Annotated in this window: 13 protein-coding genes and 1 pseudogene; 2 read left to right on the plus strand and 12 right to left on the minus strand. The window is 38.6% G+C overall.

Annotated elements, in window-relative coordinates:
• Window positions 1-72 precede the first annotated feature (72 nt).
• From R2R35_RS10590 to R2R35_RS10625, 8 genes and pseudogenes are all read right to left on the minus strand, one after another.
• Complete coding sequence (locus R2R35_RS10590; protein ID WP_317734487.1) at window positions 73-1,083, minus strand: LacI family DNA-binding transcriptional regulator; 1,011 nt, start codon at window positions 1,081-1,083, stop codon at window positions 73-75.
• A 561-nt stretch (window positions 1,084-1,644) separates the two neighbouring features.
• Complete coding sequence (locus tag R2R35_RS10595) at window positions 1,645-2,157, minus strand: Gx transporter family protein (RefSeq protein WP_317734488.1); 513 nt, start codon at window positions 2,155-2,157, stop codon at window positions 1,645-1,647.
• A 124-nt stretch (window positions 2,158-2,281) separates the two neighbouring features.
• Window positions 2,282-3,325 carry an FAD:protein FMN transferase gene (locus R2R35_RS10600; RefSeq protein WP_317734489.1) on the minus strand — a complete coding sequence of 348 codons (1,044 nt, stop codon included), beginning with the start codon at window positions 3,323-3,325 and terminating at the stop codon, window positions 2,282-2,284.
• Between the two features lie 272 nt (window positions 3,326-3,597).
• Entirely contained in the window at window positions 3,598-4,611 is a 1,014-nt protein-coding gene (locus tag R2R35_RS10605) for a hypothetical protein (RefSeq protein ID WP_317734490.1), read from the minus strand.
• A gap of 97 nt (window positions 4,612-4,708) precedes the next feature.
• Complete coding sequence (locus tag R2R35_RS10610; protein ID WP_317734491.1) at window positions 4,709-5,611, minus strand: UbiA family prenyltransferase; 903 nt, start codon at window positions 5,609-5,611, stop codon at window positions 4,709-4,711.
• Between the two features lie 14 nt (window positions 5,612-5,625).
• Window positions 5,626-6,606, minus strand: a complete 981-nt coding sequence (locus tag R2R35_RS10615) for a polyprenyl synthetase family protein (protein WP_317734492.1) — start codon at window positions 6,604-6,606, stop codon at window positions 5,626-5,628.
• On the minus strand, window positions 6,599-8,575 hold the full coding sequence (locus tag R2R35_RS10620) for an NAD(P)/FAD-dependent oxidoreductase (RefSeq protein ID WP_317734493.1): 1,977 nt from the start codon (window positions 8,573-8,575) through the stop codon (window positions 6,599-6,601). Before R2R35_RS10620 ends, R2R35_RS10615 begins: the two co-directional genes overlap by 8 nt.
• A gap of 302 nt (window positions 8,576-8,877) precedes the next feature.
• Window positions 8,878-9,039: pseudogene (locus tag R2R35_RS10625) on the minus strand (sporulation transcriptional regulator SpoIIID); the annotation flags it as partial.
• A 165-nt stretch (window positions 9,040-9,204) separates the two neighbouring features.
• Here R2R35_RS10625 and R2R35_RS10630 point away from each other — a divergent pair.
• The gene (locus R2R35_RS10630; RefSeq protein ID WP_033164462.1) at window positions 9,205-9,429 is read left to right on the plus strand and encodes a helix-turn-helix domain-containing protein; all 225 of its coding nucleotides are present in this window, start codon (window positions 9,205-9,207) and stop codon (window positions 9,427-9,429) included.
• A 56-nt stretch (window positions 9,430-9,485) separates the two neighbouring features.
• Here the strand turns inward: R2R35_RS10630 and R2R35_RS10635 are convergent, their stop codons facing one another.
• From R2R35_RS10635 to R2R35_RS10645, 3 genes are all read right to left on the minus strand, one after another.
• Window positions 9,486-10,952, minus strand: a complete 1,467-nt coding sequence (locus R2R35_RS10635; protein WP_317734494.1) for a recombinase family protein — start codon at window positions 10,950-10,952, stop codon at window positions 9,486-9,488.
• A complete protein-coding gene (locus R2R35_RS10640) occupies window positions 10,949-11,116 on the minus strand; it encodes a hypothetical protein (protein WP_317734495.1) in 168 nt (55 codons plus the stop codon). The genes R2R35_RS10635 and R2R35_RS10640 overlap by 4 nt, the downstream gene beginning before the upstream one ends.
• A 463-nt stretch (window positions 11,117-11,579) precedes the next feature.
• Window positions 11,580-13,001, minus strand: coding sequence for an NCS2 family permease (locus R2R35_RS10645; RefSeq protein WP_317734496.1), 1,422 nt, complete (start codon window positions 12,999-13,001; stop codon window positions 11,580-11,582).
• A gap of 324 nt (window positions 13,002-13,325) precedes the next feature.
• On the opposite strand from R2R35_RS10645, the gene R2R35_RS10650 reads away from it, so the two are divergent.
• Entirely contained in the window at window positions 13,326-14,258 is a 933-nt protein-coding gene (locus R2R35_RS10650; protein WP_317734497.1) for a magnesium transporter CorA family protein, read from the plus strand.
• Here the strand turns inward: R2R35_RS10650 and R2R35_RS10655 are convergent.
• Window positions 14,253-14,585 (minus strand): hypothetical protein, encoded by a 333-nt coding sequence (locus R2R35_RS10655; RefSeq protein ID WP_317734498.1) that lies wholly within the window; start codon window positions 14,583-14,585, stop codon window positions 14,253-14,255. The two genes, R2R35_RS10650 and R2R35_RS10655, sit on opposite strands and share 6 nt — an antisense overlap.
• Window positions 14,586-14,590 lie beyond the last annotated feature (5 nt).

Below are 14,590 nucleotides of genomic sequence, written 5' to 3' on the forward strand. Positions count from 1 at the left end.
ATTTAAAATTTTAGGCATAAAAAAAAGACCTCTTCCATCGCCAATCTACTATAACATACTTATGAGTTCCAGTCAATGAATTTTTTTTACAGTACCGCCCTCTATCAGACTGACACCAAGGCTGATAGAGTCCAGGGATGTAGTCATTGGACTCTCAATCAGATTGATGAGCTGTCTGGCAGCCTCTGAACCCAGCTTGTCCGTATCCTGCTTCACAGTGGTAAGCTTAGGCTCTATAGCCTGTGATACGGATACTCCATCGTAACCGGCTACGGATATATCCTCTGGCACCTTAAGTCCCATTTTCTTCGCACAGTTCATAACCCCCATGGCTGCATAGTCATCCGGAGCGATAATACAGGTGGGAGGATCAGGCAGAGAAATCAGACTCCTTGCCAGTTCCTCACATTTTTCCGCATTTCGATAGATTCCCTCCACCAGATACTCTTCCTTTACGATCAGACCGTTCTCTCTCATGGTATTGTGGAAGCTGACCAGGCGGTTATGCGTAACAGAAGACTTACTGCCGTGGATATAAGCTATTTTACTGTGTCCCGAATTTATGATATATTGTGTAAGCTGCTTCATTCCGTCATAGTTATCTGACAATACAGCAATCACTTCATTAAATACCTGGTCAATGGTAACCGCAGGAAAAGAACTGTTGACCAGTTCTATCACCTCAGTCTCATTAAAATCCGCACAGACAATAAATACCCCGTCAAAATCTCGATATCTGCAATGCTCCAGATAACTCATTTTCCGCTTACCAATATTATGCTCAATAAAAGTTATGTCATATCCTTTTAAGGCAGCTTTTTCTTTAAAGGCAGCAAGAATATGAGCAAAATATTCATTTCGCATTCCATAATTAAACAGAGTGGAAAACAACACTCCAATATTATATGTCTTTTTTGATTTCGGTGCCTTGCCGCTGTCTGTTGACAGATACCCAAGCTCCACTGCCGCTTTTTTAATTTCTTCTCTTTTATCGTCACTGATATCACGATATCCGTTTAGGGCTTTACTGACAGTTGAAGTTGATACACCGCATTTATTTGCGATTTCTTTAATGGTAGCCATATCTTATCACCACTTTTTATAATTTATTTAGAATGAACTTGACATTCCGTACTCTGTACCGGGTGTTCCGCTCTGTGAAGGGGCAAGGCACTGGTTAAGGCTTGTACTGGTTCCAGTACTCCAAAAAGTGCGATGCTATAACATAATAAAGCGAACCTTTAGAACAATATCATAATCATAGGTTTCCAGACTCGTCCTAACCCGGTGCAGCATGCATTATCCTATCTGCCCATAAGACGTTTTATACTTTAATTTAACTTATATATTATATAACAGGTGATAATTTTTCAAGTAAAATTGATTTTCTTCCTGCATATTTCTCTTTGGCTTTCTACTGCACATACTAATCGAATGTACGAGCATACTTTTCTTCGTGTATTCTTTTCTTCGTGCATTCTTTTCTTCGTGCATTCTTTACTTCATGCATTTTTTTCTTCATGCATTTTTTTCTTCATGCATTTTTTTCTTCATGCATTTTTTTCTAAAGTATAATTCCATTGGTAATTTTTTATTAGATCATGCTCATCAATCATACTTAATCATTTTGCAGCCAAACTGCTCCTATCCAAGAGTATTCTTAAGTCTGAGCTGAGCTTTTAAAAGTATTCCACCAAGAATTCCAATTAAAACTCCGGTAACCGTACCGGCGATTAATAATACCGGCAGATAATAAATTACACTTGAGGTCTTTAACATAAGTCCTGCCACAAAAATCTGACCTATATTATGCGAGATACCGCCAGCCAGGCTGACTCCAATCATACTAAATCCCTTAATTCTCTTTAACAGGCACATAACCAGCCAGCTGAGGATTCCCCCTGCCAGACTGTAAAGCAGTGCTGCCATATTTCCAAAGGTAAAGCCCACCAACACCACCCGGACACAGGAGATAAAGAAGGCATCCTTAGGCCCCATTGCATAGAGCGCTGTAAGCACTACAATATTGGCAAGCCCAAGCTTTATACCCGGTATACCAAGAGATATGGGAACAAGCACCTCAACAAAGCTAAATACAAACGCAAGGGCTACGAATATACCGTAGTATGCTACCTTACCGGCTACGGATTTTTTCATTTTAACCTCTATTCTTGCGCACGCTTTTTGTGCATACCAAGTTTGTGGTGCGCAAGCACAAACTTGCGGTTGAAAAATTTATTTTTCAACCTAACTCCCATCTGTGCATTTTGATGCACGTACTTTATTCTCTGATATACTTTTCAAAACCAGAGCTGTATTTTAAGTCACCATTTTTAAACACCCATAAGGCTTCAATATCAGGGTGTGCTTCCACAAACTTCATGCCATCCTCATAAGACATGTTAAAGATTGCTTTGGTATAGGCATCCGCCATTCCCGAATCCTTACAGACAATTGAAACTGCTGTAAAATAAGTAGAGGGCATCAGTGTTGCCGGGTCTATTATATGATGGTATTTCACACCATCGACCATGTAAAACCGTTCATAATCACCACTGGATACCAAGGAGGCTTCGGTTAGATTTAAGATATAAAGATTCGCCTGTTCACTGGTCAAATCCGGGTTCTGGATACCTACACGCCAGGGATCGCCTTTGCCATCTCTGCTGCCGATGACTCTGACATTTCCGCCCACGCTTACCATACCGTTAGTAAAACCATTCTCTTCAGCATACTGGCACACCTTTTCCGTAGCATAACCCTTTCCTACACCTCCTACGTCAAGAGACATTTCGGGGTCATTCAGATATACGGTGGACTCTTCTTCATTGATTATCATATCTTCTATATTGGTATGCTGATTCTTTTCTTCCAACAATTCCATAGGAGGAACTTTAGCTTTTTCCGGATTGTCTATTCCTTCTTCCCTGTATTCATGCCATACCTTAAGCACTGCACCCAGAGCTATGTTCAATTTGCCGTCCGTTTCTTTGTATGCCTCCTTGGCATAGGTGAGCATATCTATAATTTTCTTATCCACCTTAACGGGTTTTATTCCTGCATTGTCATTAATGGTCTTTATATTATTAATCCCTTCATAATCGTTATAAATATCATAAAGCTCGTGATATACCTTAAGCTCATCATAGATCATCTGGGCATATTTATCGAAGTCTTCTTTGTTGTCTGCATAACCGACGATTTTTGTTACCGTATTAAATAAAACCAGAAACTCTGCCTGATATCTTTTCTGCTCGGACGCACAGGAGGTGAGGGTAATTACATTTACCAATATTAATACAATCGCTATAAGTCTCTTTCCCACATTGATCTCCATTCTACATTAGTATATATATTTTTCTATACATAGTTTTGCCTATAAATAACCTTTGCCTTTACATATCTGTTTCTTTTAAGGTTCCTATATTATATATTAATTATTTTTCATTGTAAATTTGTTTGTTCTATATGTTACATCTTAAGTTTATCCGTTCTTTGAAAAAACTTTATTATAAGTATTTGGTTTTCTGCATTCATATCGTTAAAATAGGGAGGTAGTAGAACTACCTCCCCAAAATTATAGTCTGTTGACTGAAATTATTTAGCGTTAGTTGCAGCTTTTTCAACAATTCCCATGAAAGGAGCTACGTGTACTGTTACAGAGCTTGCAAGATCTGCATCGCCAGTTTTTCCTTCTTCATTAACAGATAAACCTTTCACTTCATCAGCAGTTTTTCCAACTACGAATTTAGCAAAGGAGTTAGCCTGCTCAAACCACTCTTTTCCAATAGAAGAAGCAGCTTTCATACCATAAGCATCTTTTAACTCCTGCTTAGACTGTACTTCTGCGTTGATATCACTGGTAATAACACCTTCCGTACTGAAGTTTACATCAGCGATAGAAGCATCAATTGCACAGCTTGTAATCTTGTTAGAAGAATCTACAGTTACTGCAGAATAGAAAGCATAAGCTTCTGCTAAGCCATCTCCTTCAGCAGATGCATCTTTGGACTTATCAGCTGTTGTTGTAGTTCCAAGACCTAATTTATCTCCGGATTTACCACCTAAGTCCTGAGCGTTGGATACTGCTTTGGAAACAACTGCTACGAAATCACCGATATGTACAGTTACAGAAGAAGCAAGATCAGCATCACCAGCTTTTCCTTCTTCGTTGATAGCGATACCTTTTACTTCATCTAAAGTTTTGCCTTTCACATACTCAGCAAAGGAATTAGCCTGCTCATACCACTCTTTACCAATACTGGAAGCAGCTTTCATACCATAAGCATCTTTTAATTCCTGTTTTGTCTGGAAACCAGCAGCAAGATCTGTTGTGATTTTTCCTTCTTTTGAGAAGTTGATGTTAGTCTGAGCAGCGTCAAGTTTACAATCAATAATCTTGTTGTCAGAACCTACTGTTACAGCAGCGATGTAGGAATATGCCTGAGCTAATCCATCCTCATCTCCTGCATTTGTGGATCCTGCTACTGATGTTACAATACCAAGACCAGTCTTAATTGCTTCCCCACCTTTGGATTCGCTCTTACCGCATGCGGTGAGTGTGGTAAATACAAGTGCTAAGCTTAGTACGAGTGCTAAACTTTTTTTCATATTTTTTGTCCTCCATAAATTTATTTTTTATTTTAAAATCAGCATTGCTGATAAAAATAAACCGAAATACTACACACTTAAACAACAAGTGAGTACCTTAGGGAAGCAAGGTACTGATAAAGATCAGTACCGTCAGGCTTCCCATGATAATTATATAATTTTTGATTGATAATATAAAGGTTTCGCTCTTGCTCTGTTTATCTCTGAAAGCCTTGATATTCTTCCCTACAGGATATATTGTTAATAGTGATATCAGACATAAGGGTGATAATATTTTAACAATTGACATTACAATAACCGAAAGATAGCAGGCATAATAAAGAAAACCAAACAGGTCTAAGGATCTCCTGCCAATATAGTAAGGCAATGTGTGCCGCTTAACTTTTATGTCTTTTTCTACATCACAAATATTGTTGGCCAGCATAATGTTCGCCGTACAGCAGAAAGGAATCACTGCAAACAACAGAACTGCCAGGACTGGCATTATTTTCACACTTAAATTTATCTCTTTTAGGCTTATGCTGTAAGTTATAAATGTACCTTCTGGTGTGTTGATATAAAACATCAGGAATGGAATAAACAATCCATAGAAAATACCTGATAACAATTCTCCCAGTGGCTGTCTTGATATGGGAACAGGCCCATAGGTATAAAAAATACCGCACAAGAAACATACCGCGCCGACTGCAAGCACTACCAGGCCATTTTTCCAAGCCAGATAAAGTCCTAATAAAGCGCCGATTAATAATAAAATGTATATTATATGCAACGCGGTCCTTCTGTTAAAGGGAAGCTTCTGATCTCCCGCCTTTGTATCAATATAATTATTGATGGCCGTTGTTGCAAGGTCCAGCAAAAACATGGAACAAAAAAATACCAGTGTGTTTATGATGCTGATTTCCTGCTCCTTATAGAGCAGGAGACCAAGAGACATCAGGAACGCAAAAAGACTGGTTATCTTGGTCCGGATTTCAACATAGTCCAAAAACCTTTTTATCATGTCTTTAAGCTCCTTTAGCTATTACGGGATGCTTTGTTTAAAAGCTCGATAAGCTTATCCTTTTTCGCTGAAGTAATCGTTAATTCCTCTATTACTTTCATAGACTTCTTATAATATTTCTCAACCATCAGCTTTGTTATCTTAAGTCCGCCGGATTTCTCCACAGCCTTGTTAATTTCCTGTCTGGTTATGTCCTTATCTTTTGCTTTCTGCTTAAAATCCGTCAAATTCTTTAGAGCATGAATCAGAGGCAGGGTTATCACACCTTGTTCATAGTCCGATTGTACCGGCTTAAGGCTTACTTCCTTGGTAGATTCAAAATCCATACAATCATCTGTCAACTGAAAGATCATTCCTATATAAAAACCTAATTGTCTGTAACTTCCGCATTCTTTCCGGTCATAATCACCAAAAACAGCGCCAGCAAAAAACGATGCTTCAAATAACGCAGCTGTCTTACCAGATATAATCTTAAGGTACTGATACACAGATAAGTTCAGATTATAGTTGTTGATATGCTGTTCTAATTCACCGGTACATATTTTACCGGCATAATCAGGCAATGCAATTTTCAGATATTTTTCCTTGTCTTCTACACTTGCCGCTAAGATCAATGCTGCACAGAGAAGATAATCACCGCATATAACTGCGGTCTTCTTTCCATACTTTTTCTGCAGAGTTACTTCTCCCCTGCGCAGATCCGCATCATCGATTACGTCATCATGCACAAGAGTTGCCAGGTGGAGCACTTCAATTGCCGCTGCTATCTTAACGGCACCGGGGTGCACCAGCCCATCCTCATTCTCGCTGCAGGTAATAACCGATGCAGCGCGAATATATTTTCCTCTGGAGGAAAGAAAGTGAGTGGTATATCGCCTAACTGTCCTGGGAGCTTTGGTAATAACGGTCTCCATTTCCTGAAGCACCGCTTCAAAGGCTTCAGAAGCGGGTATCAGGACAGTCTCATCCTTGCTGTTTATTTTTTCATTAGTCATTATAAATGTACAACTTTCTTACGATAGGTAACTTCTTCCACCATTTTTTAAGACCGGGCATAGCATAGTAATCTAAACCTAAGGTTCTTCCTGCACCGATTAACAGAGCAACACCACCGAAAATCATCCAGAAGGTATTGAGGTACAGACCGGTTGTGCATACGAACATGAACTGAAGCACTAATGATACGAAAGCTGCAGGTCCGGTAAGCAATCCACCCATTAAAGCAAGACCAATTAAGACTTCAGCTACTACAATGAATATCTGCATAAACATCTGCATACCGTCAAAAGGAAGAATTAAATGGTTAACAAACCAGTTCATTAAAGGTATATCTAATTTAAATGCATAATCACTTATAGTAGATTCTGCAAGGCCCTTACCGCTTACAAAAATAAATCTGATAAGTCCTAAAAAGTCAAAGTTCATGATTACATGGCCTAAAGCTTCAGCCGCACCTTCGGATCCGCCGGTTGCTGTTGCGGAAGAGGTTGCATCTGCTGCACCGGAAGCTGCTGAGGTAACGCCATTTAAAATGCTTTCATACCAGGAATTGGCACCGCCAAAGAATCCGGTAAGTTTAGGTGCCTTAAACCAGCCCTCAACTATCTTCATAACGCCTTCGAATACCCATACAGCACCAAGCCATACTCTTAAAGGTACAAGCAGGAAGCTGGGTGTTCTGTTGGAGAAATGTCCTCCCACGAAGCTTCTGCAGTTTCTAACGGTAAAGAATTCATGTTTTAGGTAACTGAATACTTTATTCCAACCAAGTACCTGAATAAAGTAAACGATATTGATAAAATGCTTTGTGAACATGGCAAAGAAAGAAGCCAGACTGAACATATGCTTCGGTGTTCCTACCTGAGCAACACCATATCTTCCTCCTATACTTACCATAACACCATGGAAAGAAGGCTTATAAACTTCCATCTCTCCCTGTCCTCTGAGGGAACATGCAACATTGTGAGCTATTACATCTGCACACTGCTCGCAGTTTTCTACCATCTGAGGAACGGGACGATCTTCACCTTCCGGAACAAAATACATATTATCTCCGGCGATGAATACTTTCTCATCCTTGCTGGAACGTAAGTAACTGTCAACCTGGATACGGGCACCTCTGGTAAGCTCAAGATCTTTTCCCGCTTCCTGGGTAATATCGGCACTCTGAATACCAGCTGCCCAAATTACGGTTCCAGCTGTATAGTGATTTACTTTATCATTCTGTTTTAATTCAATGAAGTCACTGCCTACTTCTGAAACAGTGGCATTCATTATTAAAGTTACGCCCATCTTCTCAAGACGTCTTGCCACCTTAGCGGAAAGCTTCTCTGTAAGATTGGGAATAACACGGCTTAGACCATCTACATCAAAAAGTGTTACTTCACTTCTGTCAATTTCGTACTTCTCGCAAAGGAAGGGAACATATTCTGCCAGTTCTCCCACCATTTCCACACCTGTAAAACCTGCACCTACTACATAAAAGCTTAAAAGCTTCTTTCTTTCTTCGATATTTGTTTCACAAGCAGCCTGACGAAAAAGGTTATGAATACGGTCTTTCAGTATTACCGCATCCTCATAAGACCATAATTTAAAGGAGTGCTCCTCTGCTCCGGGAACTCCGTAAAAGGTAGGTTTGGAACCAGCTGCAAGAACTAGGATATCATATTGATAATCGCCTGCATTTCCTACAACTTTTTTACTTTCAAAGTTGATTGAAGTAACGGTATCATGAACTACCTTAACTTTTCTTCCGGCAAAAACCTTCTTTAGACTTATCTTGATACTATCTTCATCCACGCGGCTTGCCGCTACTTCATGGAGTTCAGTAAGCATTGTATGAAAAGGGTTTTTGTCTATAATTGTAATGGTTACTTCAGGATTTTTTTTGAATTTCTTGGCTAATTTTTTCGCTGTCAGAATACCTGAATATCCGGCACCGACGATAACAATATTTTTCTCCATTTTGTTCTCCTTTGCTAATTTACAGATGAATTGTAACAAATAAAAATTGATTCGTCAACTATATTTGTCAGTTTGTTAATTTCTTAATAAAGATTGTCAAAATGTAGCTATTTTTCTTCCAATCCCTAACAATTTTTAAAATTTTACTTGATTTAATCAAAGTAAATTATATCATACCTATAAGAAAAATCAATTATATATATCTACCTATATATATGAATTATGAAAAAAGCCCTTCTTTTTTAAGAAGAGCTTTCCTTATGGGGAATTATTGTTTTTTCTAATTAATAGACTGCTACTCATTAGTATGCTTGACTATATTTCGTTTTATGTAAATACTTTTCTTTTGTGGCTAAACCGCCTCTGATATGCCTTTCCGATTTGTTTAAATCCAGCACGATCCTTGCACGGTCTGCAAGCGTAGGATTAAGCTGCCCTAAACGTTCCGTAACATCTTTATGTACAGGTGTAACAATTATGAATGTAAAACGTATTTATGTGGCATACTGATAAAGCAACAATTGATTTCTAATTTTTTGTCGAGCGATTTGCTCTATAAGCAAGATATTCGCATTTACATCTTTTATAATCAAATTGTTGCTATATTTTAGAAAAACGGAGTGATACATATGAAAAATCTTATCGGCGATCGGGTTAGAGAAGCAAGATATAAGAAAAACCCGAAAATTACACAAGTTGACTTGCTTGCCAGACTGGCTATACGAGGTGTCTATATGGAGAGCACCTCCATATCTAAAATCGAATCCTATAAGCGGCCGGTAACAGATATCGAACTGGTAGCATTGGCGGACTCTTTAAATGTAAGTATTCTATGGCTCTTAAATAAAGAGTGATGTAAAATCCAAACCAAAACTGCACATACCTTCATTAGCAGGTATGTGCAGCTTGGTTAAAAAAATTTCTTCTTGAGGTAAATATCAACATTCCCCTCGTCATCAGCTTCAAGTCTGTCAAGTATACGCCGCAGGTTCACATTATCAGAAAAAACTTCTTTCACATAGAATTCAGGATTGCATTTTGGTGGTGGTGAAGGATAATCCTTTTCCTCTGTCTCCTGCAATTGTTTTTTTAATTTTTGAATCTCATCAGCAAGATTATATGTCCTCTCCTGTAATTCTTCCATTGAGATGATTTCTTTCGTATAAAGCTCTATGTACTTTTGACGCTGCTTCTCTTTTTTATTGATTTCGCTTTCAATCTTTTCCTTATTATAGTAATCAGAAGAATCTGACACACTATAACAGCAATCTGACAAAGTACGCAGAGCATTAGGACTTTGCCTGATTATATCCGTCAAGCCGTTTATAAGTGCTTCCAGCAGTTCCTCTTCCTGGATTGTTACATTATTGCAGCAGCTTTGTGTTCCATTCTTATTACGGGTGCTGCATACCCAGGTTATCACAGATGTTTTGTAATTCCTGGTAAGTCTTCTGAAATAGCCTCCGCAATGATTACATTTGATAAGCTGGCTGAAGGGGTGTTTATTAGATTCTCTGCTCTTGTTAAGCTTTTTGTCTGTATTCCTCTTATTCTTTATCTCCTGTGCCCGCAGAAACACCTCATCTTCTACTATCCGAAACTCCGGCTTACTGGTAATCTGCCATTGTTCCTTATCCAACACCTTTCTTTTACCTGTCAGAAAGTCTTCTATCTCCTCTTTTCCATTTATTATCTTACCGGTATAGATTTCGTTGCCAAGTAAACGGCAAATCCCAATCTGGCTCCAGGAACAGCCCCTTTTCGTCTTGATATCCTCACCATTGAGTATGTCCGCAATTTTACCTGCCCCTTTTTTCTCTTGCGTATACAACATAAAAATACGTCTGACTACTTCCGCTTCTCTATGGTTGATCTTTAGTTCAAAGTAATCTCCAGGTATTTTATCGTAGCCATAAATGAGATTGGGAACTCTTCCAAGCCTTGCATTCTGCTGTTTTCCAAATCTGACCCGTTTAGAGGTATTTGCACTTTCCTCCTGGGCTATGGCACTTAACATGGTCAGCATGAACTCCGAACTTTCCGAGGAGGTCTGGTCATAATTCACAAAGATTACTTTAATACCCTTTGATTTTAGTCTGCGGATACTGGTAAGGAAATCAACAGTATTTCTAGCCAGTCTTGATATATCCTTTATCAGAACCAGATCAAAGGCATTCAAAGAGGCGTCCGCCAGCAATCGAAGCAGCTGCGTGCGGTTTTTCATCTTGGTACCGCTCTTCCCCTCATCCGCATAGATGTTCACCAGCTCATAACCGTTCCTTTCTGCATAGTCCTGAAAAAACTTCTGCTGACTTTCCAAACTGTCAAGCTGCTCTTCTCTTTTGGTTGATACTCTGCAGTACGCCGCTGCCCTCAAAAAAAGTCATCCCTTTCTGTCCCCTGTTTATGTTTTTTCATAATCACTTCTTTTATTATTTCGACCAGATATTTTGCAGTACATGCTTTAGGGTCCGTATCATGGAGAGTAACTTTAATTTTTTTTCTCCCAGCCAGTTGTTTCTCTTGTTTTAATTGTTTCATTTTTCCAGCCAATTGTTTTTATTTAATTTTATGATAACTCTTTCTGCGATATGTTTATTTTGTGGACAAATTTCCACCAGGAAAATTATCTCAGGCAAAAGGAGAATCCGTACAAAGAAAACTGATAATAGTTGGCGATTTTTTATTTGTATGCATTAATTGTGTCATAAAAATAGTGCTCTTTACAAAGTACAAATTGTATGTCAAAACACTGGGCGGAATCTTTGGTTATGCCAACGGAATAATACCAATATTTTTCATTTATTTTTCTGCAATTGCAACCGCTGCTGTTTTTGGAATCCTATGAAACCTGCTGCTGTCCATTGGAGAAAAGCCTGAGATTGCAAAGAAGATTTGTAAAAAGGAATCCTTGCAAAACCAAAAGAAGGTCAACGCCTATGCGTGACCTTCTTATATAAGATTATCGTATTTAAATACGCTTATATGTCATTTCCTGAATTTATTACTGAATTACAGCTAATACAATGAAATTTAATACAAATAAGCCAGTTACGACCCAAAGGATAGGATGAATCTTCTTTGCTTCTCCCTTGCAGATCTTTACAATGCAATAGAAGATAAAGCCTGCAGCGATACCATAAGATATGCTGTAGCAGAAAGCCATGAAAATGGATGCAAAGAAAGCAGGGATTGCTTCATCCAAATCTGTCCAGTTAATTTCCTTAAAGGAAGACATCATCATGATACCCACAGAGATAAGTGCAGGTGCAGTTGCCTGAGGAGGTACAATGTTAACAATAGGTCCAAGGAAGATACTTAAAAGGAACAGCAAAGAGGTAACTACGCTTGTAAGACCAGTACGTCCGCCGGCTCCGATTCCAGCGGCACTCTCGACATACGTAGTGGTATTAGAGGTTCCGAAGATGGCACCAATTGAGGTCGCAACAGAATCTGCAAATAAAGCCTTGTCCATCTTAGATTTAAATCCGGTTCCCTCCTGAAGAGCTTTCTCATCAGCAGCGTCAAAGATACCGGTTCTCTTACCTGTACCAACAAAAGTTCCGATTGTATCAAAAGTATCGGATAAACTGAAAGCAAAGATTGTCATCAATACCAGGGGAATTCTTGAAGCATCACTGAAAAGTGAACCAAGACCATCTGCGCCAAGTGCAGCGCCAAAGGTTGTACCAAGCTGTGAGAAAGATTCACCCAGTCCTGTAGTACCACTTAAATCAGAAACATTAACAACGCTTAAAGGAATACCAATGATGGTGGTTGCAGCTATACCTATGAGAATAGCTCCTTTTACCTTTAAAACCAGAAGTATGACAAACAGAGCAATTGCAATTATGGAAAGAATAACTGCCTTGTTGTCAAAATCTACAAGGGCAGGTACAGCGCTGCTTCCGCCGATAACAGTTCCGCCTTCCAAAGCAGTATAAGTACCCGGATCTAATGTGAACTTCAGTAATCCGGCATTTTTGATACCCAGATATGCTATGAAAATACCAATTCCGCCGCCGATAGCACTCTGAAGGCTGGAAGGTATCGCTTTGATGATTAACTTACGAACTTTGGTTACAGTGATTAAAATATTAATAAGGCCACACAGGAAAACCATTGCCAATGCTTCTTTCCAGGAAAAACCAAGAAGGAATACAACGGTATACGTAAAAAATGCATTAAGTCCCATACCAGGTGCCTGCGCATAAGGCACGTTAGCAAAAAGTGCCATTACCAGGGTGCCGGCTACAGAAGCTATAATGGTAGCCAGAAATACCGCCCCAAAAGGTATACCTGTCTGACTAAGCATCTGTGGATTTACGAAGATAATATAAGCCATCGCAAAAAAAGTTGTGATACCAGCTACAATTTCTGTGGAAACCGTGGTGCCGTTTTCTTTCAGTTTGAAAAACTTTTCCATAACTTTCTCCTTTAATTGTAAAATATATAAACTGCCCCTTTGCAGGCGAACATTGTCTATTATAAAGGATAGGGACAGTTTTTAATAGTTCTATGAGCATAGGTTTTTTATTAAATATAATAATGCTATTTATATGTTTTGCTAATATATAATTTATTTTCCATAACTTAAAAAAAACAAAGAAAATTACTTCCATATACTGTATTTCCTATGGTCAGCTGCCGCTTATGCTTCCCACATCGAAAACTTTCTTTTATTTAGATATTTTAACCATTGTATTTATATGGTATACTCTTGAAAAAGAAATCAGAAAGGGAATTTTCTATGTTCTATCAACTTCAGGACAGTCTCAGACCTATAGACGTAAAGGATTATAATCCCTCCCTCCTAACTCTTGGTATAATAAACCTTAAGGAACTCTCAGAACTCTATAGCTCCTTTGGTTTTGCTGAGGCCACTGTATTGGAATGCCAGGATGTTACCAGAAAGTTACATGGCGGTATGGGAATTTATGATGATTACCACTTTGGAATCATCCGCGCTATTGATACAAAATATTTTATTCATCTGGAGGACAGGATTGGAATCTATATTAAAGAGAACCTTCTTCTGCTTGTAATTATAGAAGACCAGGATAATAGTATTCATAAAGATTTAATGGATTCCTTAAGCCAGATTAATTTTACAAAGATTTCACTGGAGCGTTTGCTTTATGGATTCTTAGAAAGGTTTCTGACGAATAATTTTATTATTCTTGAGGAAATAGAAGACAGCATCAGCAGCTTTGAAGACAGTATAGATGAAAACAGATTTCCCAAGGACTTTTATCATCAGATTACAAAGACAAGAAAAAGACTGCTTCTTCTGGGTAATTATTACGAGCAGCTTATTTCCATTGGAGATGAGCTGATGGACAATTCCATCGGACTGTTTGAAGAGGACAAGTTACGTTACTTTAAACTGTTTACTGACAGAGTCACCCGTTTAAGCAACAATGTGAGAAAACTGGAGGACTACAGTATCCATGTAAGAGATTCCTACCATTCACAAATGGATTATAATTTAAATAGCATTATGAAGCTCTTTACCGTTGTTACTACGATATTTCTACCGCTTACTCTGATTGTAGGCTGGTACGGAATGAATTTTAATATGCCGGAGTTCGGCTGGAGATATGGTTATCTTGCGGTTATTATATTAAGTGTCTCCGTCATAATCATTTGTATCTTATACTTTAAGAAGAAAAAGTTCCTATAAGGGATTCTCTCTGAAATATTCATCCGTTATGAACTCTGCACTCTCTACCCACATTAGAGAGCCTGTTTTCTGCAGCATTTCATAAACTTTTGAGCGATAGAACTCATAGAGACAGTCATCAAAGGGTTTACCGGTTTCTCTGGCAATCAGTCGTACTACATGCTCAATTTTAATGATAACATCCAGGGTAACATCTTCGTTTCTGTATATATAACGGTTCTGCATAATTATTCCACTGCATATCCCAGGGCAGCCTGGAATACTGCCACTTATAAAGCAGGTTGAAAAAAGCGTGGCATGACATCCTTTCGATATTTTTATTTTCAACCTGA

This window comes from Anaerocolumna sp. AGMB13020 (assembly GCF_033100115.1).
Lineage (GTDB): Bacteria > Bacillota > Clostridia > Lachnospirales > Lachnospiraceae > Anaerocolumna.

What these genes read in the sequence shown, in the direction of transcription:
- R2R35_RS10590 (WP_317734487.1), bottom strand. Translation starts at nt 1,083, where the DNA reads ATGGCTACCATTAAAGAAATCGCAAATAAATGCGGTGTATCAACTTCA.
- R2R35_RS10595 (WP_317734488.1), bottom strand. Translation starts at nt 2,157, where the DNA reads ATGAAAAAATCCGTAGCCGGTAAGGTAGCATACTACGGTATATTCGTA.
- R2R35_RS10605 (WP_317734490.1), bottom strand. Translation starts at nt 4,611, where the DNA reads ATGAAAAAAAGTTTAGCACTCGTACTAAGCTTAGCACTTGTATTTACC.
- R2R35_RS10610 (WP_317734491.1), bottom strand. Translation starts at nt 5,611, where the DNA reads ATGATAAAAAGGTTTTTGGACTATGTTGAAATCCGGACCAAGATAACC.
- R2R35_RS10615 (WP_317734492.1), bottom strand. Translation starts at nt 6,606, where the DNA reads ATGACTAATGAAAAAATAAACAGCAAGGATGAGACTGTCCTGATACCC.
- R2R35_RS10620 (WP_317734493.1), bottom strand. Translation starts at nt 8,575, where the DNA reads ATGGAGAAAAATATTGTTATCGTCGGTGCCGGATATTCAGGTATTCTG.
- R2R35_RS10630 (WP_033164462.1), top strand. Translation starts at nt 9,205, where the DNA reads ATGAAAAATCTTATCGGCGATCGGGTTAGAGAAGCAAGATATAAGAAA.
- R2R35_RS10640 (WP_317734495.1), bottom strand. Translation starts at nt 11,116, where the DNA reads ATGAAACAATTAAAACAAGAGAAACAACTGGCTGGGAGAAAAAAAATT.
- R2R35_RS10645 (WP_317734496.1), bottom strand. Translation starts at nt 13,001, where the DNA reads ATGGAAAAGTTTTTCAAACTGAAAGAAAACGGCACCACGGTTTCCACA.
- R2R35_RS10650 (WP_317734497.1), top strand. Translation starts at nt 13,326, where the DNA reads ATGTTCTATCAACTTCAGGACAGTCTCAGACCTATAGACGTAAAGGAT.